17 protein-coding genes and 5 pseudogenes are annotated in these 22,760 nt (G+C 42.0%); 17 read left to right on the top strand and 5 right to left on the bottom strand.

The features are described 5' to 3' along the window. Positions 1-139 (top strand): annotated as a pseudogene (locus B9G53_RS28740) (transposase); the annotation flags it as partial. Positions 140-600: 461 nt separating this feature from the next. Here the strand turns inward: B9G53_RS28740 and B9G53_RS22360 are convergent. Continuing rightward, positions 601-1,845, bottom strand: a complete 1,245-nt coding sequence (locus tag B9G53_RS22360; RefSeq protein WP_094535666.1) for a CCA tRNA nucleotidyltransferase — start codon at positions 1,843-1,845, stop codon at positions 601-603. Positions 1,846-2,041: 196 nt separating this feature from the next. Between B9G53_RS22360 and B9G53_RS22355 the strand changes: the two genes are divergently transcribed. The 3 genes from B9G53_RS22355 to B9G53_RS22345 all read left to right on the top strand — a co-directional run bounded on the left by B9G53_RS22355 (position 2,042) and on the right by B9G53_RS22345 (position 5,562). After that, complete coding sequence (locus tag B9G53_RS22355; RefSeq protein ID WP_094535665.1) at positions 2,042-2,821, top strand: bifunctional sterol desaturase/short chain dehydrogenase; 780 nt, start codon at positions 2,042-2,044, stop codon at positions 2,819-2,821. Positions 2,822-2,831: 10 nt separating this feature from the next. Further along, the gene (locus tag B9G53_RS22350) at positions 2,832-3,686 is read left to right on the top strand and encodes a 3'(2'),5'-bisphosphate nucleotidase CysQ (protein WP_094535664.1); all 855 of its coding nucleotides are present in this window, start codon (positions 2,832-2,834) and stop codon (positions 3,684-3,686) included. A 214-nt stretch (positions 3,687-3,900) separates the two neighbouring features. Beyond that, positions 3,901-5,562 (top strand): GMC oxidoreductase, encoded by a 1,662-nt coding sequence (locus B9G53_RS22345; RefSeq protein ID WP_094535663.1) that lies wholly within the window; start codon positions 3,901-3,903, stop codon positions 5,560-5,562. 69 nt (positions 5,563-5,631) lie between these two features. Here B9G53_RS22345 and B9G53_RS22340 read toward each other — a convergent pair whose 3' ends face one another. Next, the gene (locus B9G53_RS22340; protein ID WP_094535662.1) at positions 5,632-6,939 is read right to left on the bottom strand and encodes a hypothetical protein; all 1,308 of its coding nucleotides are present in this window, start codon (positions 6,937-6,939) and stop codon (positions 5,632-5,634) included. A 712-nt stretch (positions 6,940-7,651) separates the two neighbouring features. Here B9G53_RS22340 and B9G53_RS22335 point away from each other — a divergent pair. Continuing rightward, positions 7,652-7,960, top strand: coding sequence for a DUF3082 domain-containing protein (locus tag B9G53_RS22335; RefSeq protein ID WP_094535661.1), 309 nt, complete (start codon positions 7,652-7,654; stop codon positions 7,958-7,960). Positions 7,961-8,031: 71 nt separating this feature from the next. On the opposite strand, the gene B9G53_RS22330 is transcribed toward B9G53_RS22335, so the two are convergent. Beyond that, entirely contained in the window at positions 8,032-10,026 is a 1,995-nt protein-coding gene (locus B9G53_RS22330) for an FAD-dependent oxidoreductase (RefSeq protein ID WP_094535660.1), read from the bottom strand. A 386-nt stretch (positions 10,027-10,412) separates the two neighbouring features. On the opposite strand from B9G53_RS22330, the gene B9G53_RS22325 reads away from it, so the two are divergent. From B9G53_RS22325 to B9G53_RS22290, 8 genes are all read left to right on the top strand, one after another. Further along, positions 10,413-11,432, top strand: coding sequence for an ArsJ-associated glyceraldehyde-3-phosphate dehydrogenase (locus B9G53_RS22325; RefSeq protein WP_094535659.1), 1,020 nt, complete (start codon positions 10,413-10,415; stop codon positions 11,430-11,432). Between the two features lie 61 nt (positions 11,433-11,493). Beyond that, complete coding sequence (gene arsJ / locus B9G53_RS22320) at positions 11,494-12,750, top strand: organoarsenical effux MFS transporter ArsJ (RefSeq protein WP_094535658.1); 1,257 nt, start codon at positions 11,494-11,496, stop codon at positions 12,748-12,750. Positions 12,751-12,797: 47 nt separating this feature from the next. Then, positions 12,798-13,706, top strand: a complete 909-nt coding sequence (locus tag B9G53_RS22315; protein WP_094535657.1) for a cation diffusion facilitator family transporter — start codon at positions 12,798-12,800, stop codon at positions 13,704-13,706. A 126-nt stretch (positions 13,707-13,832) separates the two neighbouring features. Next, positions 13,833-14,069, top strand: a complete 237-nt coding sequence (locus B9G53_RS22310; protein ID WP_094535656.1) for a thioredoxin family protein — start codon at positions 13,833-13,835, stop codon at positions 14,067-14,069. 18 nt (positions 14,070-14,087) lie between these two features. After that, positions 14,088-15,092, top strand: coding sequence for a permease (locus B9G53_RS22305; RefSeq protein ID WP_094535655.1), 1,005 nt, complete (start codon positions 14,088-14,090; stop codon positions 15,090-15,092). 169 nt (positions 15,093-15,261) lie between these two features. Then, the gene (locus B9G53_RS22300; protein WP_094535654.1) at positions 15,262-16,791 is read left to right on the top strand and encodes an NAD(P)/FAD-dependent oxidoreductase; all 1,530 of its coding nucleotides are present in this window, start codon (positions 15,262-15,264) and stop codon (positions 16,789-16,791) included. Between the two features lie 187 nt (positions 16,792-16,978). Next, on the top strand, positions 16,979-18,196 hold the full coding sequence (locus B9G53_RS22295; RefSeq protein WP_094535653.1) for an FAD-dependent oxidoreductase: 1,218 nt from the start codon (positions 16,979-16,981) through the stop codon (positions 18,194-18,196). 179 nt (positions 18,197-18,375) lie between these two features. Beyond that, a complete protein-coding gene (locus tag B9G53_RS22290) occupies positions 18,376-18,870 on the top strand; it encodes an HNH endonuclease (RefSeq protein ID WP_094535652.1) in 495 nt (164 codons plus the stop codon). Positions 18,871-19,049: 179 nt separating this feature from the next. On the opposite strand, the pseudogene B9G53_RS22280 reads toward B9G53_RS22290, so the two are convergent. Continuing rightward, positions 19,050-19,940, bottom strand: a pseudogene (locus B9G53_RS22280) (IS982 family transposase). Positions 19,941-20,082: 142 nt separating this feature from the next. Here B9G53_RS22280 and B9G53_RS22275 point away from each other — a divergent pair. The 4 genes and pseudogenes from B9G53_RS22275 to B9G53_RS22260 all read left to right on the top strand — a co-directional run. Beyond that, positions 20,083-20,319: pseudogene (locus B9G53_RS22275) on the top strand (IS1 family transposase); the annotation flags it as partial. Next, positions 20,276-20,506, top strand: a complete 231-nt coding sequence (locus B9G53_RS22270) for a hypothetical protein (RefSeq protein WP_094535651.1) — start codon at positions 20,276-20,278, stop codon at positions 20,504-20,506. The pseudogene B9G53_RS22275 and the gene B9G53_RS22270, both read left to right, overlap by 44 nt. Continuing rightward, a pseudogene (locus tag B9G53_RS22265) lies at positions 20,482-20,761 on the top strand (type II toxin-antitoxin system PemK/MazF family toxin). Before B9G53_RS22270 ends, B9G53_RS22265 begins: the two are co-directional and overlap by 25 nt. 180 nt (positions 20,762-20,941) lie before the next feature. Beyond that, positions 20,942-22,312: a (Fe-S)-binding protein gene (locus tag B9G53_RS22260; RefSeq protein ID WP_094535650.1), complete on the top strand. Its 1,371-nt coding sequence runs from the start codon at positions 20,942-20,944 to the stop codon at positions 22,310-22,312. Positions 22,313-22,499: 187 nt separating this feature from the next. Here B9G53_RS22260 and B9G53_RS22255 read toward each other — a convergent pair. Beyond that, positions 22,500-22,760: pseudogene (locus tag B9G53_RS22255) on the bottom strand (hypothetical protein); the annotation flags it as partial.

The following is a 22,760-nucleotide window of genomic DNA, read 5'->3' as shown; positions in this document are numbered from 1 at the left end:
ATTAGTCATCGATAATGCTGGTTTTCATCCACAGGAAAGGATTAGGCAATTAGTCCGTCAGACTGGATGTGAGGTGCTATTTTTACCACCCTATTCTCCTGACTTAAACAAGATTGAGAAATTCTGGACTAGGTTGAAGAATTATGTCTGTAAAGTAATTGGTCAATGTGAAAGTTTATGGGATACCGTTAGTCAAGCTTTCTGCTATCTGTCCTAACTATCCATTTTTTTGCTATATATTGAATATTAGAGCGTGTTTGAGAAGTTTTGCTTTAGCCCCCCCTAGCCACCCAAGTCTGGGGGGAACCAGATTCAAGTTCCCCAAACTTGGGGGATTTAGGGGGCTAAAACATTGGCTTTAGCTAAAAACTGCATGTACTTAACTCAGATAACTATTTAATTAGTTAGGATGGGTGCTTTGCACCCATCCTAACTAACTAAATGATGTTAAGTGGATGAAATTCCTGCAATCATCTAAGTTTAGGGCTGGCACGGGGGCGCAGCCCCTACAAAACCAAATTATTGGGGTAGGGGCAATCCCCCCGTGGTTGCTCTGTCATGCTCGCAGCAAGAGATTCATCATCTGAGTTCCACGTAACATCAGTAATTAATAATTGATTGCACAAAAGCGATCGCCTCTGCTTTAAAGCTAATCTTTCCTTCAACCTGTGCAATTTTGACAAGTTCGAGAAATTCACCAATTTTCGGACTAGGTGGAATTCCTAACTCTTTTCTCAAATCATCACCAGTAATCAAGGCTACAGGATAGGCGATCGCATCATGGGGATTGAGCCATCGTTCTAACCAAGGTAAAATCTTCGCTAACTCATAATCGCTAGCTAAAGCAAGAGCCGCGATCGCTGGGAAAAATTCTAGAGTTGCTTGAAAAAATTTGTACTGTTCCTTAGGAGAAGCATCATCTAAAAGTGCGATAAATTGAGGCAGATAACGCAAAATGCCCACTAACCAGCGTTGCTCAGCCCGACTCAGCCCAAGAGTATCTAATACGGTCGCACTACTAGTCAAAGCTGCTAATTTGATGACTACTAAGGCATAGCGATCGCCTGCTAACTGTTTACTAAAAAAACAGTCTAAATTAGGAAATTGCGTTAACAATAGCGAAATTACATGTTCAATTTTGGTAAATCGCTCCCTATTTAAATGCTGACTTGGCAACCAATCCTCTAAAATGCGATCGCCAACTGCTCCCATCATCCATTGACTACCATTACTAATTGACAATAGATAGCCTAATTCTGTGCGTACCCGTTCCGCTGCCACAGATTTTAATCTCGGCGCAAGTTTGATCAAAACCTGCCGCGTTAAATCTTCAATCTCAAAACCTAACTGCGCCGCCTGTCGATATCCCCGCAAAATCCGTAAAGGATCTTCCGCCAAATTCTCAGGCGCAACCATCCTAATTCTCTTTGCGTTTAAATCCCCAATTCCATCAAAAGGATCAATAAAATCTTCTCTCGCCGACAACCCTTCACCAATCCCCAATGACTGATCACCAATTAATTGATGACATTCTAAAGCGATCGCATTCATACAAAAGTCACGCCGTCCCAGATCCGCAATTAAACTACTGCCCATCTGTTGAGCAAAGTCAGCAGTTCCATTTGGAAATACAACTCGTGCAATTCGACGCTCTGTATCTAGGACAACAAATCCTGCCTTGTATTTACGGGCGATCGCTTGAGCCGTTTCCACTGCATTTTCAGGTAAGACAAAATCAAGATCAAGATATTTACCTTGTCGCCGCAATAGGCGATCACGTACCCATCCACCTACCAAATAAGTAGGTTTGGGTAAATCATTAAAATCAAAAGGAAACTGTTGCAAAATCTATTTTATAGTCCGCTTTGTTAAAGGTGTTGATGGTTTAGAGATATGTTATACCAAAACGCAAAATGGCGTAGCGATTTTGTGAATTGAAATCCAAGCCCGTAAATTTGCGCCCCTGCGGGGCGCAAATTTACGGGCTTGGATCATTTATTTTGCACAAGTACTTATACGATCGCCGTGTTGATACAGCAAAATTTTTGATCGTAGTGAGGCATATTTTTGTAGTACGGTTACACTTGTAGATAGAGTTTTGGGTACAGCCTTGTCATTTAAGGATAAAACAATCGCAATTACAGGCGCTTCAGGCACAATGGGGCGTGCGCTGATGTCTGAGTTATCTAAACGAGGGGCAAGAATAATTGCACTAACTACTTCACCTGATGCAAGTTTTCAAATAACAGACAGCGATAATCAAGAGAAAAAAGAAATAGAAGTCATAACTTGGCAACTAGGGCATGAAGCAGCGTTACGCGATCGCTTACAAACAGTTGATATTCTCATTCTCAATCATGGGGTGAATGTATTGGGAGCCAGAGATTCTGCATCAATTTATAAATCCTACGAGGTTAATACGTTTTCCGTTTTCCGTTGGATCGATATGTTCTTAGAAACTGTCGAGTCTAGTCTAAATTCTACTAAGGAGATTTGGGTAAATACTTCCGAAGCTGAAGTCAATCCTGCTTTCAGTCCATTGTATGAACTCTCGAAACGGGCGATCGGTGATTTGGTGACGTTGCGTCGCCTTGATAACTTCTGCACAATTCGCAAATTGATTTTAGGCCCTTTTAAAAGCGATCTCAATCCCTATGGGGTGATGTCTGCTAGTTTTGTGGCTTGGGCGATCGCCTTTCTAGCGCAACTAGGTTTACACGATATCATTGTCACAATTAATCCGCTTACCTTCATTGCCTATCCCGTCAAAGAATTTTGGCGATCGCTCTATTTTCGCTTATTCTCACGCCGTCAACCATAGAATTGATCATATGAATCCTCTACTACAGACAGAAATTTGTCAGTTTATTCGTGAGATTGGTCAAAAAGCAATTCATCTAAGAGAGTCGGGTTTTCAAGTTGACGAGAAAGGCTTTGATGATTATGTCACCAATGTTGATCGCGAACTCGATCATTTACTTAGTCAAAGGTTTCAAGCATGGTTTCCCAATGATGTGGTAATTAGTGAAGAAAATTCGCGATCGCAGGAACTGTGGAAACAATATACGGAATTAAATCAAAAGTACTGGTTTATCGATCCCATTGATGGCACAGATGACTTCATTCATGGACGTGAGTTCTACTCGGTGATGGTTGGAGTTCTAGAAGCATTTCAGCCTACACTAGGTTGGATCTATGCACCAAAGAGCGATCTTTTATACTTTGGCGGTACGGCGATTAATGGAGTATTCACCGTCACAAATGGGAATGTTCCTGAAGTTCTCTATGCGGTTCCACCCGTAGGAGCAAGTAGCGATCGCGTGATCGTCAGTAAAAAGGATGATCTTGCCTATGGTGATGCGATTCGGGCGGCGGTTCCCAATGTCGAGTTTTATACCCTTGGTAGTTTTGGCTTAAAGGTAATGGAAGTTGTCCAAGGTCGGGCAAGTGCCTATATCTATCTGAATCGTCGGGTTAAGCTTTGGGATACCGTTGGACCCTTAGCGATCGCCAAAGCCGCAGGGCTAGTTTGTTGTGATCTCTCAGGTCGAGAAATTGGCTTTGGCTATGATGATATTCATTCTGAGAAGTTAACTCACAATCAAGTCATTGTCATTGGTTGGTCAAAATTTATCGATGAATATCTTGAAGTAATTTATCAAGAACTTCATAACCATATTCTATAGCAATGTAAGCTTTGCTTAAGACTTAAAACCAAAAAGATGAGTGGCGGCGCGAAGCGCCGCCACTCATCTTTTTGGTGTTGATTTGTCCTAGCTATCTTTTGCGTTGCTGCATAATCTGCGAAACCCTTGCAATTCTGGGAACATTTTCAGGCAAGATATTAAATTGCTGTAGTTGCCAAGCAAATATCTAAAAGCTTAAGGTGTGTCAAGAAAGATGAGTACCCATACCTCTTCAGAAATTTATGATGCGATCGTGGTTGGTTCTGGAGCCAATGGCGGCGTTGCGGCTAAGGAATTGAGCGAACGGGGTCTCAAAGTCCTTGTCTTAGAAGCAGGTCGTACTCCCGATGCTAAGGCAGATCTAGGGCATCAGGTTAGGGATATGGCAAAGCGATTTTATAACCTCGCTATTTCTAAACGACAGTCTTACCAATCGATGCACCCTGGTTACTGGAAGGCAAACCCTGACTTATTCATCGATGAAAAGGATAATCCCTATACCACACCAGACGATCAGCCCTTTTATTGGATTCGTGGGCGGCAAGTGGGCGGCAAAAGTTTGACTTGGGGAGGCATCACCCTCCGCCTATCGGATTATGAATTTAAAGCCGCCAGTCGCGATGGACATGAGCAGGACTGGCCGATCGCCTATGCCGATCTCGCACCTTACTACAGCAAATTGGAACAGTTTTTTCAAGTGCGCGGCAGTCAAGAGGGACTAGCCCAACTGCCCGATGGTGAATATCAGCCGACTTTACCCCTTACTCCCGCCGAACTGCATTTAAAGCAGGTTGTGGAAAACCATTGGTCTGACCGTTCCCTAATCCCATCACGGGGCTTTGGTCTGCATCGTCCCACCCCAGAGCAACCTTGGCCGATGTATTCTAGTCTCGGTTCTTCGCTCAAGGCAGCAATCGCCACGGGTAATGTGACTTTGAGATCGGATGCAGTAGTTAGTCATGTGATTTTTGATCCAGATACGCGCAAGGCTCGTGGTGTGGCATATTGCGATCGCAACAGCAAAACCACCCATGAAGTATTTGCGCGTACTGTCGTTCTATGCGCTTCTACTATCGAATCGGTGCGGATTCTCTTACACTCCACAGAGAAATATCAATCTGCGGGATTAACCAATCCATCGGGAATGCTAGGACGATATTTGATGGATCATGTATCCACTTCCACTTTCTTTTTCTTACCCAATATCAAACAACCTAAAACCTTCGATCTTTCAGGATGTGACAGCTTTTTTATTCCCTGCTTTACTAATTTGGAATCACAACAAGAGAAGTTTTTGCGCGGCTATGGTATTTGGGGTGGGGTACAGCGCTTTGATTTACCAAGCATTGTCCGTAAAGTCGGATCTGGTTCTATTGGTTTTCTGATCGCCCATGGAGAAGTTCTACCTCGCTATAACAACCAAATTCAATTAAGTAATGATGTCGTTGATGCATGGGGAATTCCTGTACCTCATATCGAATGTGCTTGGTCAGAGAACGAACATCTGATGTTAGACCATATGCACCGACAGATTGACGAAATCATCAAACTTGCAGGAGGGAAAAATATGAAGTTGACTGATATGTTTCATGTCCCTATCTTTGCGGATTTTGTCAGTCGGATGGAAGAAACCATGGCATTTTCGGCTCCCCCTGGTTATTACATCCATGAAGTCGGCGGCGCGAGAATGGGAACGTCACCAACAAACTCGGTAGTCAATGCCCATAATCAAATTTGGGAATCTCCTAATCTTTTTGTCACCGATGGCGCTTGTTGGACTTCATCGGGTTGGCAAAGCCCTACTTTAACCGAGATGGCAATTACAGCGAGGACCAGTGCGTTTATTGCTGAAGAGATGCGTAAGGGTGTTTTTTAAAACTATAAATGCAAGAGATGTTGCATCGTTTCGCGGCGCAATATCTCTTGTCTAGGAACTCAGTCAAAATTACCGAGTCTGAGAAAAAATTCGGTATTCGCTAGTGTCAAAGCTAGAAATCTGCGAATCTGATTCAGTATTACTTTCCTGTAAATTTGATAAATCATAGGGGGTCATTCGTACAAGGTTGTAGCGAGTTTCACCAGCATAAATTGCAAGGGCGATATTCAGCATATCGATAAAGGCAATGACTGATTTACATTTAGACTCACTATATTGACTGTAGTACTTAATTATAGAAGCTACTCTTAGTTCAAGATATGGGCGAATAGATTCATTTAGTAATAAAAGTTTCACAAGCAGCATTACTAAATTAATCGGGTTGGTATGGTGCAGTAAGATATTAAATAACTCTGTGGGCTGTTCGCGATCGCTAATTGTGATTTCACTAATTAGGTGCTTAGCGGTTTTTAAGATTAGGATGGTGCTAACAGGATATTCATGGTGGTTTGATTTCAACTCCCATAAATCATCATACAGTTTAGTTTGTACTGACTCAGATATTTCGGCATCAGCCACAGAGAAATCAATATATTTAAGTAAACTAACTTTAAATTCTTGATAGGATAAACCCTCAATATTCTCAAGGAAATTAACAGCTAATTGTTGACAATTCAGCACACTCTTTTTAGTAAGCATAAGTGTAACAAGATTAATCACATTGTTACTTAGGCTTGTAGGATTTGATGAGTGATTTTGTAGAGAAGATTGTGTTCCTATCCGCGCAGTATACATAGCGAGATCAAACTTAAACTTATCTTTCATCTTTTGAGCTAATAAGTTGGCAGCCTGTCTCTGCTCTTGAGGACTAGCTGGGTTGATATATTGATAAGCAAGTAAGTAAGATGCAAAACGATTACTCCAGTTTTGATCATGATTACCATAACCTTCTAAATGCAATGTAAATAGTTGTAATGATTGAAAATCTTCACTACTTATAAACATTTGCAACCAAATTCTGAGAGTTCTTAATTTAAGAGAGTTTGGTTTCTTATGGATTGAAGGATGATTAAAAACATCAATCAATGATTGAATACAAGCTCTTTTATTGCTAACTGTCCAATTGTTAATCAGAATATAACAGCAACGTTTTAAAGTATAAAAAAATTCTTTTTCATTATATGCAGTCAAAACTTGATCGAGAGCCTGAGTAATTTCAGGATTATTACTGGCACTAAAATCTATAAATAAATTCTTGAAATCTACGAGTACTTGTTCTGGTGATTTACGGCGCACAATATCTAAAAAGAATTCATAAATTCTTTGCTGTGCTTGTTCAATTCCTTGAGAGTAAATACGATCTGCTGTCCAGAACATAATAATTTCATTCTTTAAAAGATGAGCTAAACAATACCTAAAGCTTATATTTCTGATGGACAAAGCTTAGTGGAGTATTTGTTATAGATATTATTCACTTTTTCAACTATTTAAAAGTGATTCTTAGGGGGATTTTGTTATCAAAAAGATATATGGAAGTTATGCAAATGTTATATGCAGCACTTGGCAAGGCTCAAGAGCCATAATGCTTGAACCCCAAATAATAAGAGTCGGCGCGAAGCACCGACTCTTATTATTTGGGGTTCGCTACTCTCTTTCTAGCTTAGCGTCAGACCATAAAACCCACAGCAATTACCAAGCAAACAAATCCCAAAATATTTTTTGAAAGTGTTGTGACACAACACTTTCAAAAAATATTTTGGTTTGGGTTTAGCACAAAGCTCAGCCAAGAGTTGGTGTTGCGGCGCAACATCAACTCTTGGCTGAGCTTTGTGCTAAATTTTGTTGTCGCACCGCACAAACATTTGTGCAATGATAAAAGTACACAGAAAAAAGCCCACTGTTTCCAGTGGGACTAGCATTTTTGTGTTGAGTGCGGATATCTTAAATCATTTTGTGGTCAAAGATATTAAGTTTTTTGCCTGCTTAAGTGATTTTTTTGTGATCGCAAGTCACAAAATACAAAATACAAGTAACAGCAAGTCCTGCTGTTACTTGTCACCCTCTAGTTAAAGATTTTGCTAGCCCTGATATGACCGAAGAAGCCAACCTCCCATCTCCACAAGAATCTCCTGCGTCTCCTTTTAAAAATCTTACAGGAGCAGCAATCTCGGCTACTCTTGCCACTGGGCTTTACTCATTTACAAATATGGTAGCCCACAAGCTAGCTTCAGCACCTTTACAGACTACGAATACTCTAGCTAATCGTATTGCCACATTAGTTCGGACATTACTGTTAGCGATCGGGACTGGCGCAACGATGATTTTTGCGGTGATTGCTGTGGGTTTGGTATTGCTAACCTTTAAACAACTATTTACAGTGATCGCCATTAAAAAGTAAAAAATATTGCGAGTCGCGCTATCTATAGCTATAGATACAAAAGGGACATTCAAAGAATGTCCCTTTTGTATTTACCATTCCAAAACCAGCCCTTGCGATCGCAAAAGCGTCTGTAAATCGCCAATCCTACCGCGATCGAGGATAGCCTGTGGAGTTAACGATGGGTCATCTTGCAAAACAATCCATGCGGCTGTGGCTCCTGCGGCGGCTCCTGCCGACCATTCACCAACATGAATGCGAGTTGCGCCATTGACAATGTGACTAACCGCGATCGCCTTACCACCCATCAGCAAATTATCGATACGCTGAGGAATTAAACTCTCAAACGGCATAATAATTGGACGGACTTTATCCTCATTAGCAGGAGCTGAACTTGGAGCTTTCGATGGTTCCCAATTGCGATAGCGACAGCCATGCATATCGATCGCATAGTGGGTCAACCCAATCGAAGTAGGATTAAAATTACGCTCACCTTCCATATCATTACGGATATCTTGCTCACGCATCATAAACTCGGACTGACCATAGGCTGATCTTCCCAAAATTCGCCGACCTTCACGGATATATGGATACATGCTTAATCCCGATTCTGTGGGCATCGGGCTATCAACTCCAGACATCAACCGTAGAGGAAATTCTGCGGATGCATACTTTTCCATGAGCCATTCCGCAAATAGCAGAGCATGGTTTTCACCATCCTTGAGGGCTGTCGTATTCAATCCCCCTAACCAGTTTTGCTGTTGTCCAGAATCTCGGATTTGTTTATCAGTCAAGATTAGAGGCGGATTCATTATCCCCCAATCATTACCACGGTTCCAGTTAATCACCGTCATATCGCCTTTAGCAGGAACTGCCTTAAACGGATCATCACGCTTCATACTGACAATACGGCGATAGTTGAATACGCTATTGCCTTCAAACATGGGAAATCTACCCAAATCGTAGTCGCTGCGATGTTCTTCACGGGAATAACCTGGTTGAACTTTGCGAAGTTCTTTAAGCGATCGCCCTTCATCATCAGCAATTTTCAGAACAAAAGGAAAAGTAAAAGCTTGCGTGCATTCAGGATTGTCTGCTACTGCATGAACTTCTCCTGTTGTAGCAAAACCTTCAGAACCTAAACGATGAGGAAGATTTGCCCAAGCGATCAATTCAGCAGTATCTGTAGAATCAATCACAATCATCTGCTTACCTACAGGAGGCTGCAAACGGATGGGCTTTTTGACAAAGGTTTCATCAGAGTTCCAATTAAACCAGCTTTTGATTTCACGAGATAAGCGCCCTTGAGGAAGATAGTTAGGATCGCGAGGAATTCTCTGCACTGCATGGATGGCGGTAATGCGATCGCCTTTTTCATTAAAACTAGCTCCCTTAAAGGCAATCTGAGTACTCCATCGGCTTTTAGGGGCTGAGCGCTGTGACTCACGCAAAAATTCTTCCGAGGCTAGTTCTCCTGAATAGGGCGTAAAGCAAAGATTGCCCACCCAACAGCTATTTGTATCCGCAACCACCGCACCTGGTTTCAGGTAAGAATATTTCTCTGGCAAAGCAGGCTGACTGGCTATAATGTTTTTAAAATGCGTCCAACTAAGGGGAAATTGCTGACGATAGCGCATCAGTAGCGATTCATCGATCGCGCTAACTCCCTGTGAGCTAACTTGTCCACCCAGCATCGGTGTAAGCTCGATCAGGCAAGTTGTTGCCCCAGTTTTCATCGAGTGATAAGCCGCCGCTACACCCCCTAACGAACCGCCCACAACAGCCACTTCGCATTCCCATACTTCGGCATCCTCAGGAGGCGGTGGATTCATTAATGGATAGCCGTTACGATCAAATAGTGGAATTGGATTATTCGCATTTTGGGCGATCGGTTCGATAGACTTCGGCTTATTGAAAATCTGCCAAGTCCTTGCGGTTGCACCACTAAGTACCACACCCATAAACAATAATCCTAAGATATATCGCAATTTAGGGCGGAAAGATGGCTTAGGCTTTGAATCTTCAATATCTTCGACGCGATCGCTAATGTTTTCTGGCTTTTCTTGTTGGTCTTCTTGATCGCTCATAACTTGCTATTACTTAACTTAAAGATTTGCCTGTTTGGAAGACAAGCAAGTTTACTCACATCACACAATCTTAAGATTAACTTATAGTGTCAATGATTTGACATACTTTAGTGTAAGTGAATTGGCTGACTAAAAAAGTTCGCCATTTACTGAGATTTCATCAGTTTTTCTCTAGGGAAATCATAGTCTAAGCAATGGTTTTGAGACATTTTCCAAAGACTAGTTAGAAAGTGTTTTTGTCAAGTCCGTTGCTATACAAGCAATCTTAATTAGGTCAATTTTTACTGTTGACAGATTTCAATTAGTATAGTCAAAATGAATATATTGATTAAGACAAATATTTATCTTAATCAATATTTAAAACATACTTAACCTCTAGATAATCTATGGCTGTGCGAGTTGGTATTAATGGTTTTGGCAGAATTGGCAGACTAGTTCTGCGAGCTGCTTGGGATTTCCCTGAATTAGAGTTTGTGCAAATTAATGAAATCAAGGGCGGTATAGAAGCTGCCGCGCATTTACTTAAGTTTGACTCTGTGCATGGTCGTTGGTTGCCTGAGGTGAGATTGGAAGGAGATCGCCTAGTCATTGACGATCAAAAATCAATTCAAAAAATCAGCTTTAGCGAATATACCAAACCCGAATTAATCAACTGGCAAGAATTAGGTGTAGATCTAGTTCTGGAATGTTCTGGTAAATTCCGCACTCCAGAAACCCTAAATCCCTATTTTAGCAAAGGCGTAAAAAAAGTAATCGTCGCGGCTCCTGTGAAGGAAGAAGCACTAAATATCGTGATGGGAATTAACGATCATCTCTACGATCCCGCACAGCATCGGATTCTTACGGGAGCATCTTGCACTACCAACTGTCTTGCGCCTGTGGTGAAAGTTATCCACGAAGGCTTAGGCATTAAGCATGGCGTAATTACCACTATTCATGACAACACAAATACCCAAACCCTCGTCGATGCACCTCACAAAGATCTGCGCCGCGCAAGGGCTTCAGCTTTATCGCTAATTCCGACAACAACGGGATCGGCAACGGCGATAACCCTTATCTATCCCGAACTCAAGGGCAAATTAAATGGATTAGCTGTGCGCGTGCCTTTGCTGAATGCTTCGCTTACGGACTGTGTATTTGAAGTAGAAAGAGAAACCACAATTGAGGAAGTAAATAGTTTGTTGAAAGCCGCCGCCGATGGTGAACTGAAGGGGATTTTAGGCTATGAAGAACGTCCTTTAGTTTCCATTGATTACAAAGATGATTCGCGATCGTCGATTATTGATGCCCTCTCAACAATGGTGATCGATCGCACTCAGGTCAAGATTCTCGCTTGGTATGACAACGAGTGGGGCTATTCCTGTCGCATGGCGGAATTGGCGAGAAAAGTAGCGCTCTCTTTATAAAAGCAAAATTGAGCGTACAAAGCACGCTCAATTTTGCTGCAAATATTCTTTAAGAAAACCTATGACCTCCTCTACTGCATCCCAAGCGAACTTCAAGAACTATGTGCTTGTTACCCTCACCTATTGGGGATTTACGATTACCGATGGCGCTTTGCGACTCTTAGTATTGCTTTATTTCAATAATATTGGCTATACCCCAATTCAAATCGCTTCGCTATTTCTCTTCTATGAAGTCTTTGGGGTCATCACCAACTTCTTAGGCGGATGGATTGGTTCACAATTAGGGCTGAAAGTGACACTCTATACAGGAATAGGCTTACAGATATTCTCACTGGTGCTGTTATCCTTTCTCAATCCTGAATGGGCGCAGTGGTTAGCAGTTCTCTATGTGATGATCGCTCAAGCTTTTACAGGGATTGCCAAAGACTTGACGAAAATGAGTACCAAAAGTGCGATTCGCCTAGTCGTACCGCAAGATGCTCAATCGGCTCTGTTTAAATGGGTTGCTATTCTCACAGGTTCTAAGAATGCTCTCAAAGGTGTTGGCTTTTTTATTGGCAGTGCTTTATTAGGATTATTTGGCTTTGTCAATTCCCTGTGGATTATGGCAGGAGGACTGTTTCTACTCTTGTTTACAGGCTTATTTCTGCCCAAAGGTATGGGTAAAATCAAAGCAAAAGTGAAGTTCAAACAACTCTTTTCTAAAAGTCCAGAAATTAATCTGCTATCAGCAGCCAGATTCTTTTTGTTTGGCTCCAGAGATGTGTGGTTTGTCGTGGGATTGCCTGTATTTTTGCGAAGTGTTTTAGGTTGGTCGTTTTATCAAGTTGGCGGATTTTTAGCTTGTTGGGTAATTGGCTATGGCATCATTCAATCCCTTGCCCCGACGTTAATTAAGCGATTTGGATCTGGTCAGCCGCCGCGATCGCAAACAGTCCGATTTTGGACAACTTCCCTCATTGCGGTTCCTGCGATCATGGCGATCGCCTTGCAATTAAATCTTTCTCCAAACTTAGTCATAATTGGCGGCTTACTCATCTTCGGCGTAGTCTTTGCCTTTAACTCATCAGTGCATTCTTACTTAGTTCTTGCCTTTACTGATGATGATAAAGTGGCGCTTAATGTGGGCTTTTACTACATGGCGAATTCGGGCGGACGTTTAGCTGGCACGGTTTTATCTGGCTTAGTGTATGAGTTTTATGGTTTAGTTGGCTGTCTCTGGGTATCGACTGCACTAGTTCTCGCCGCCGCTGTGATTACGCGCAAGCTGCCCGATCCTGAACCAAGTAAGGCGATCGCATGGAAATCTATAAACTAAGATAAAAGGCAGCACGAAGTGCTGCTTTTTATCTTAAGGTCATTCCTATGGCTCATCACCACGAACACAGCCATGCGCCTAAAACCTATAACCGAGCCTTTTTGATTGGGACTAGTCTAAATATTGGCTTTGTCCTAGTTGAAGCTTGGTTTGGATTAATCACCAATTCGTTAGCATTAATAGCAGATGCAGGACATAACCTCAGCGATGTTTTGGGATTGCTGTTAGCATGGGGAGCTAGTTATTTGGTGCAGCGTCCTCCTAACCACAAATATACCTATGGACTGCGCCGCTCTTCGATCTTGGCAGCCTTAATTAATGCAATTCTGTTACTGCTAACGATGGGTGGTATCACTTGGGAAGCGATTCGTCGGTTGCAAGAACCGAGCGCAGTGGCTGGTGGTACGGTGATTTTAGTCGCTGGGATCGGTGTGGTGATTAATACAATTACAGCGCTCCTATTCATGTCAGGACGTGACAAAGATATGAACATTCGGGGCGCATTTTTGCATATGGCAGCCGATGCGCTGGTGTCGGTGGGCGTGGTATTGGCGGGGATGGCGATTTTACTGACGGGCTGGCTCTGGTTTGATCCTGTGATTAGTTTGGTGATCGTTGCTGTGATTGTGGTTGGTACTTGGAATTTGTTTAAAGATGCCTTAGAACTAATTCTTGATGGAGTTCCCAAACAGATTGAACCGATCGCCGTGCGGACTTTTTTGCAAAATTTGCAAGGCGTAACCCAAGTTCATGATCTGCATATTTGGGCCATGAGTACGACCGAGACGGCTCTCACCGCACATCTGGTTATTCCCGAAGGTTATACAGGCGATCGCTTTCTGACTGATACTTGCGAAGCGTTGCATACTAATTTTGGCATTGACCACTCCACCTTACAAATTGAATCTGGCGATCCAGACTATCCATGTCACCTAGAGCCAGAAAGTCATGTGTAGAAATCATAACGAAATCGGGTTTGTATAACTATTGATTCTATAATCTATATATCGATACATATCAATATATAAAGTTTATCGGCAAGATTGATCAAAGTCGATGAGCCATAGAATCAGGAGTAAGTCATGGATACGGTCAAAATTGAAATTTTGGGTACTGGCTGTAAAAAGTGCCAACAGTTAGAAGCAAATGCTAAACAAGCTGTGGCAAACCTCAACCTCTCAGCGGAAGTTCTGCATATTACCGATCCTGTGGAAATTGCCATGCGTGGGGTGATGTCTACTCCCGCAATGACCATTAATGGCAAGGTTGTCTGTAAAGGGCAAGTAATCAGTCCCGAACAGATCCAACCGCTATTATAGAGTTAGAGGCATAAAACCATGTTTGATCCCTTTTATCCCTTTGACTGGTTGGCGACTCAGATTGTCACCAAACTTTTGGGGCTAGAGATTGCTTCGCATTTAGGATCAAGTCTGCACTTCTTCCTTTACGATGTGCCAAAAGTTTTGACATTGCTAATTGTGATTAGCTTTATCGTTGGCACATTTCAGAGCTTTTTAGAACCAGAGCGAGTCCGTTCGTTATTAGAGGGAAAGCGCGCCTTTGCGGGAAATGTATTGGCAGCGATGGTGGGAATTGTCACACCATTTTGTTCCTGCTCGGCAGTTCCCTTGTTTATTGGATTCTTAGAAGCAGGTGTGCCTTTAGGTGTAACTTTCTCCTATCTAATGGCAGCCCCAATGGTCAATGAAGTTGCGGTAATTCTGCTATGGGGATTATTTGGGCTAAAAGTGACGCTAATTTATATCGGCTTTGGTGTGGGCTTAGCGATCACCTCTGGATATATCATCGGACTGCTCAAGCTTGAAAAATGGGTAGAACCCTTTGTTTGGGAACTGCAAAGATCTCGTCAAGGCATGGTTACTAATGATGAAGATGAAAACAACCTTGAACCCGTTGCTTTAACTTGGAATCAACGATTTGAGCAAGGACGATTTCAATCTAGTGAAATTGTGCGATCGGTTTGGCTTTACGTTGTACTTGGTATTGCGATCGGGGCAGGAATTCATGGATATGTACCGACCGAATTTATTACGCAATATGCAGGTGTAAATAATCCCTTAGCAGTTCCACTCGCTGTCGTTATGGGCGTTCCCCTCTATGCCAATATTGCGGGGGTAATGCCAATTACCGAAGCTTTGGTCAATAAAGGAATGCCAATGGGTACGGTATTAGCTTTCACGATGGCAGTTACTGCTCTATCACTGCCTGAGATCGTGATTCTCAAGAAAGTACTACAGCCTCAATTATTAGCTGTATTTATCGGGTTGATGACTGTCGGCATCATCAGCATCGGTTACATCTTTAATGCTTTACTGTTGTAGCTATTCATAATTGTAAATTTTTAAACAGCCGTAGCTTGATTTGAACTGAATCTCACTCATAAACTACTGTTTATCAAACTAATCAAGTAAAATTAAGGAATATATTCCCAGATGAAATGATCGACTTCTGAACCCTACCAAATCTTTGTATTGTTGTAGGAGAGGCAAAATGAAGACAGATTATTTGATTGTTGGTAGCGGTATATCCGCTTTGGTATTTGCGGCTTTGATGGCAAAATCTGGTAAAAAAGTCCAACTCCTAGAGGCACACGAACATGCAGGAGGTTTTGGTCATACTTTTACGATGGCAAATAAGTATAAATTTAATGCTCAACTTCATTACGTGTGGAACTGTGGTGAAGGACAACCTGTGCATCAAGTTCTCCAAAAGCTAGATTTGAACAAGACAGTCACCTTTGAGCATTACGATCGCGATGGTTTTGACCATATGCATATGCCCAATTACTCACTGCGAATTCCCTCCTCATCGGAGGAGTTAGTCCGCAGGTTGTCCGACTTGTTTCCCCAAGCTGCGACTCAAATTAGGAAGTTTATTGGCGAAGTGCAAACCACAAGCGAGGGATTAGAAAAATTAGCACCACCCATCATTCCTAGTCAGTTGTTTCAGAATTTTGGCTCTGTATTCTGCGCTTTGAGATACTTGAATAGTACGCTCCAAGATGTTTTTGACAAATTTCAATTACCCATAGAGGCGCAAACCCTGTTAGCTTTGCAATGGCCAGACTTTTTATTGCCGCCGAATCAACTCTCTTTTTATGCTTGGGTGATTTTGTTCACGGGCTATCAAAAGGGCGCATTTTATCCAACTAAACACTTTGAGCATGTGATTAATTCCTTAGTGAAAGTCATTCAGGAACATGGTGGCGAGGTTCTGCTCAATCATGAAGTGACCAGTTTTCGCGTTAAAGGTGGGGCGGTCATTGGCGTGGAAGCAAAGGATTTGCGATCGCATCAAGTCCATGAATTTACAGGCGCAACCGTAATTTGTAACATCGATCCGCAAAAAGCAGCCCGTATGATTGGCTTAGAGAATTTTTCTAAACCAATTCGCCAAAAGCTGCACTATGACTATTCACCCTCTAACTTTATGGCTTACTGCGTCGTCAAGGATCTAGATTTGCAGAAGTACGGCTTTGGTAAATGGAATACATTCCATTCAGGACATTGTGACCTCAATGAATCCTTTGATCAGATGTATACCAAGCATGACTTCTCTAATCCTAGCTTTGCGATTACTACACCCACACTTTTGACTGAAGAAGATCGTGATTGTCCTGAAGGATGCCAAGTCATGGAATTCCTGACAGTGGCTAATTACAACTATTTCAAGCAACTGCGAGATAGTGACCCAAAAGCCTATCGTCAGAAAAAAGAGGAGATTTTGGAGTCAATCCTTGATGTTGTCGAAAAGAACTATATTCCTAATTTGCGACAGCATATTGTGTTCAAAATCACTGGTAGCCCCACGACCAATGAAAGATTTTGTGGCTGTCCTGATGGTAATTCATATGGGTCGAGTCTAACGCCTCGGAATATGGGGCTGGGTCGGCTGAATTACGAGTCATCGCTTAAGAATTTCTATTTTTGCAATGCATCCTCTGGTTATCCCGGTTTTGCACCCACCTTTTGGACAGGAGCAAGGCTATATCAACATTTATCAGGAGATACGATTCCGTAACTAAAAACTCTTACTGGGTTTGATTTTAATTCACGAAAGTGTTGTCACACTTTCGTGAATTGGTATTACAGCGCTTTGCACTGTAACCAGAACCAAGAAATTTTTTAAAAGTGTTGCAAAGCAACACTTTTAAAAAATTTCTTGTAATTTGCTTAATTCGCTCTAATACTTCATTCAGGTGATGAACATGAAAATAGCAGTTATTGGTGGCGGCGCAAGTGGCATGGTGACAGCTTATCTGCTGGGTAAACAGGGGCATTTTGTAACTGTTGTAGAAGAACAGCCGATGTTGGGTGGTCATATTCGGACATTGAATAAAAATGTACAAGCGAGTCATGCTGATTGCGAATTTCTGTTGGAAAGTGGTGTACTAGAGTTTCCCGTTGCATTTCATAGCTTTTTGGATTTAATGCAGGAATTAGAAGTTGAATTAGAGCCTGTACAGGTTGGTTCAGGTCTGTTTTTAGCAGATGGTCGCCATTTCCTGTCGGCGGTAATGATTCAAAAAAACTTCACAGGCTTACAGCGACTGATCGAATATCTGCGAATAGATACCCTCTATGCGCGATCGGCAGGACTATGGATTACCTTACATTCTGCTCAAGCCAAAGAACTCCACGATCACCCAATGTCCTATTACTTGAAGCCTGAATGTATTCGCTGTGATTGGTTGAAATTGCTGACGATGTATAGCTACTCAATGCCCTTGGAATTGATTGATGATTTTCCTGCCGAATTAGTCATCCCTGCGCTACGCGATTATGTGTTTTCCAAGTGGGTGAGAATTAAAGGAGGCGTATATTCCTATATTGAAACAATCCTCACAAGATTTAGGGGTAAAATTCTGCTTGACACTAAAATTACCGAAATCAGGCGCATCGATACATCAGTGCAAATACAATTTTCCGATGGCAGAATTGAACTATTTGACAAGGTAGTTTTTGCTACGCCACCCGATCGCGTTCTTAAATTACTGGTTGATCCGACTTTTGATGAATCAAAACGCTTTTCTGCTTGGCAAAGCAATCATGCCCAAACCATAATCCATACTGATACTTCCATGTATGAGCAATATGGCATCAAGCAAGCTTCGGAGTTTGATTTCTTTCAAATGTCCGATGGATGGGGATATAACGCGTACTTAAATCAACTATGCGCTTTGCGATCGCCCCAGCAATATAGCCTAGCTTTTCACCTAGATCAGGCGATCGCCAAAGATAAAATTATCCATGTTCAGAAGCATGATACGCCGCTATACACAGTGGAAGCTCTGCACTATCGCAACGAAGTTATCGAGACTAATGGCGAAAATCATACCTATCATGTGGGAGCCTATCTTGGGGATGGCTTGCATGAAGGGGCGATCGCCTCAGCGATGCGAGTTGCCCAATTAATTGGCTTGTAGTCAAAGAACCGCAGAATTTTTATTGAAAGTGCAGTATTGTCACACTTTCAATAAAAATCCTGCGGTTCTGCTTTCAGAGCAAAGCGCTGTAAGACTCAGTCAACCTGATTTTTATTGCAAGATCTATGTAGATTTTCGCTTAGCTGTGGTAGCATCTCATGTAAGTCTATTGGATGGTAATGGCAAAAGTCCTTGTACTAAATGCATCCTATGAACCGCTGAACATTACAAATTGGCAGCGAGCTATTGTGTTGGTTATAAAAGGCAAGGCTGAGCAAGTCGAACATAATGGCAAGATGATTTACCCTGGGATGCCCTTGCCCACGGTGATCCGAATGTTGCAATATATCAGCATTCCCTACAAAGAAATTCCGCTTACTCGTCGCAATATCCTCCATCGTGATGCTCATTCCTGTCAGTACTGTGGGCATACAGGCGATGACCTGACACTTGATCATGTGTTGCCACGATCGCGTGGTGGTGGTGATAGTTGGGACAATATTATTACCGCTTGTGTACGTTGTAATGTCAAAAAAGGCAATCGTACTCCCAAAGAAGCTTCGATGCCACTACGCAAGCAGCCACGTCGTCCTCACAGTGGTTTGCATTTCGAGGTCACCAAGTATCTGCGATCGGGAAATCATGACGAGTGGCAAAAATACATTATTAACTAAGTAACCTAAGTTGCTACCCATAGATTAACGCTAAGAGCAAGGACAAAGAGCATGACTTTAAGCTCAAAACCTTTGGCAGTAACAGCATGAATAGATTTAGGTAAAAGTTGGGATATCAAACCAGTAGTGAGCCAAGCTAAATTTGCCTAGTGAGCTTATCTTAACGTGAGTTCGACGAACTAAAAGCAAGCAGGAGGTAGAGCAGGCAAGCCTTTGAAGAGAAGATCCAAAGCAGGTTTAGTCTCGCGATAGGAATAAGCAACCAAACCAGCCAAAAGGTTAACGAGGAAATTGAAAAAGCTGCGATATCTTGAATGCTCAATCTGAGAAATGTTTTTCAGTTGGTCATTGACCGCTTCAATAATTGCGCGTTTGCGAAGCAAAATCTTGTCAATCAACTTGACCAGAAAATTCTTCATTTTTTTTTACGCTTGGTAATCAGTTGTAAACCCTGCTGATACAACTGATTAAATAGTTGTTGGGAGATATAGCCACGGTCGCCAAATAGCTTACCAAAGAGGTCTTGAGCCATGTCAGGTAATGGTTCACGGTCATCGACAATGGCGGGAGTAAGTTTAAAAGCAAGCAATTCCCCTTTGTCATTGACGATTAGATGCAGTTTGAACCCAAAGTGCCAACCAACTGAGTTTTTACCCCAATTGACCATTCCTTTGAATACTTTGTGGGCATGGGCACGACAGGTTTCGCAGACATCGATTGGGGTTGAGTCAATAAAGGATATCCCTGTTACTTCTCCTTTGCGCGTATGCAGGAAACAGCAGAGCAGCATCAATGTCCAAGGTATTAACTCGACAAAGCGGGTGTAGCTTATCCAAGTGGGGAAAAGCCTTTCGCCAAAACGGTATTACGGTTAGGGTATAGAAGTCTTTAAAGGTCTTGTATCCTGACCCATGAAAGGCGATCACAATGGTCATCACTTCACTCAGCCTCATTCTTGACCGACTTTTCCTTTCTCCCTGCATCGATTGCAACATTGGTTGCTCTTGCCAGTATTTTTCAAAGCTTTGGCAGAAATCATCCACTTCACAGAAGATTCGGGTGATATCCAAGTGCGATACGATATTGTTCATATTGCTGAGGCTTTTAGTTCTTCAAACCTGGTCTCAGCTTTTCTTTTGCTTTTGTCTACTCCTTCGAACTCACGTTAAACTAGTAAATCTGTTAAAACTATTTGGAATTAAGCGTTTTTTTACTGATGCTAGGGGAGCATACGAAAGGATTCTTGACCCTGACACCCACATGATCGGCAAGCAAAACACTCAGAAAATTGAACGTAAGCATCTAACTTTACGAACTCGGATTAAGCGACTAGCTAGAAAGACGATTTGCTTCTCTAAATCGATTGTGATGCATGATATTGTCATTGGTTTGTTTATCAATAGATATGAGTTTTGTTTTCAATCCTCATCAATCTCTCAACAAATGTGACACACTACCTAATTATTCTAGTTCCAGAAGTTATCTCTTATTTGCCTGTCAGCAAAGAATAGAACAACGCCTTGATTTTCTCAAATTACCGATCACTGAACGCAGACAAATACTTGAAAGTCAAGCTGAGGAAATGCTTGACCACTATCAACAAGAAACTGATTGGAAGGAATTGTTATTAGCTTAGATGCAGCAGGGAAATTACCGATCAAACTTGTTGCACCAATTACAGATTGGAAGCCATATTTTGCTAACAACTTTTGGCAAGTTAGAATAGAACCAGACACAGAAATTGGACTCAAAAAGGATTCTGCAATTGATGCTCTTCAGCTTAGGGGGATGGATTTACAAAGATTTATTCGCAAATTTAGGTAATATATCCGAGTCTAAAATGGCAGAAATAACGTTTGCTATTCTCACTATTATTGAATACGAAATTTAGCAAAGTTATAGCGATCGCTTTTTTGATGGGTTTAGTTTTAGGCGATCGCAGGTTTTGAGATTGAGTTGGGCGGCGATCGCAGACAGATCTGGTGATTTGGGCTTTGAGTTTTTATTTTGGTGGTAAGGATAATGACTAGTCTAGCTATAGAATCTTAGTAGCCGTAATCACTTTTAAAATATGCAGGTTTCCGACAAGTCTAGTTTTGAGAATACATCTATCAATTATCAAAATAATCAGGAAATAACTCCTAGTTTTGACGCTAAAAACCCACCAAATCCACAACTGATAGATGCTTGTGTACATTGTGGATTTTGTCTGTCTACCTGCCCTAGTTATCGCATCATCGGCAAAGAAACAGATTCGCCACGTGGTCGCATCTATTTAATGGATGGAATTAATGAAGGCGATATTCCTTTATCACCCGCGATCGCCCAACATTTTGATACTTGCTTAGGCTGTCTTGCCTGTGTAACTACTTGTCCATCAGGTGTACAGTATGACCAACTGATCGAAGCAACTCGCGCTCAAGTTGAACGAAATCATCCGCGATCGCTACCTGAGAAATTATTACGGCAATTTATCTTTTCGACTTTTCCCTATCCCAATCGCCTCCGAGTGCTGCTTGCGCCTTTATTGGCTTATCAGAAATTAGGGTTGCAAAAACTATTGCGATCGCAGGGTTGGTTAGAAAAGTTTTTGCCCAAGCAAATAGCTGCTATGGAATCAGTCTTACCCGAATTGACTCCCCAAGCTTTTCAGGATAGTTTACCTGAGTTAATTCCTGCTCAAGGAGCAAAGCGTTACCGTGTGGGAATGCTCTTGGGTTGTGTACAGCGTGTATTTTTGCCTGAGGTGAATAATGCCACAGTGCGCGTACTAACCGCAAATGGATGTGAAGTCGTAGTTCCTAAATTGCAAGGTTGTTGTGGAGCGTTATCCCATCACCAAGGACAGGAAGCCCAAACTCTAGAACTTGCCAAGCAGACCATCGATGCTTTTGCTGACTTAAATCTTGATGCGGTGCTGGTTAATGCTTCGGGCTGTGGACATACATTGAAAGAATATGGTCATATTTTGAAAGATGATCCTCTCTATGCTGAGAAAGCAAAGCTTTTCTCTCAAACAGTAAAGGATGTGCAAGAGTTTCTCGATCATGTTGGTTTGACTGCGAAGCTTTCACCATTGCAAGATCAGCCTTTAGCGATCGCCTATCAAGATGCTTGCCATATGCTTCATGGACAAAAAATCAGCCTCGAACCACGTCGTTTGTTGCGTCAAATTCCTAATGTCCAACTAAGGGAATCAGTTGATGCTTCTCTATGCTGTGGCAGTGCAGGAATCTACAATATTTTGCAACCAGAAGTTGGGCATGAATTGGGAGAGATGAAGGTAACCAATCTCACGGATACTGGCGCTCAACTAATAGCTTCGGCAAATGTGGGATGTATTACCCAAATTCGCAAGCATTTGAAATTGCAAAATAAAAATGTTCTCCTCATGCATCCAATGGAACTATTGGATTATTCTATCCAAGGTAAGAAGCTATAAGGAGCCAAGAACTCAAGTTCTTGGCTAAAAGCTCAAGTCCACTGAAGTGGACTAAAGATACTTTCATATAGCTGTCGCCAAGTGTATGAGGACAAATCAAAACCCAAATAGTGTGAGGCGGCGCTTCGCGCCGCCTCACACTATTTGGGTTTTATTCCTAATAGCTATATAGAACCCATTTGGTATCTTAGGAAGCCTTAGCGAGGCGCTTAAGCATAAGCCTGATAAAGCAAAGATGAATTCTCGCATTAGCATTGTCTAAAGTTCTGTCAAAGTTTTTGACCAGACTTTTACAACGATCCATCCAAGCATTGGAACGTTCCACAATCCAACGCATAGGAATGACCACAAAACCAGATATACCCAAAGCCTTCTTCTCCTGCTTAGACATTTTCGGTGCAACCTTAAACCGAATCTTGGTCATGATCTGCGGATAAAGCTCTTCTAG

This window comes from Pseudanabaena sp. SR411 (assembly GCF_002251945.1).
In the GTDB taxonomy this organism is placed as follows: Bacteria; Cyanobacteriota; Cyanobacteriia; order Pseudanabaenales; family Pseudanabaenaceae; genus Pseudanabaena.
This window is presented reverse-complemented; position numbering and strand designations above follow the sequence as displayed.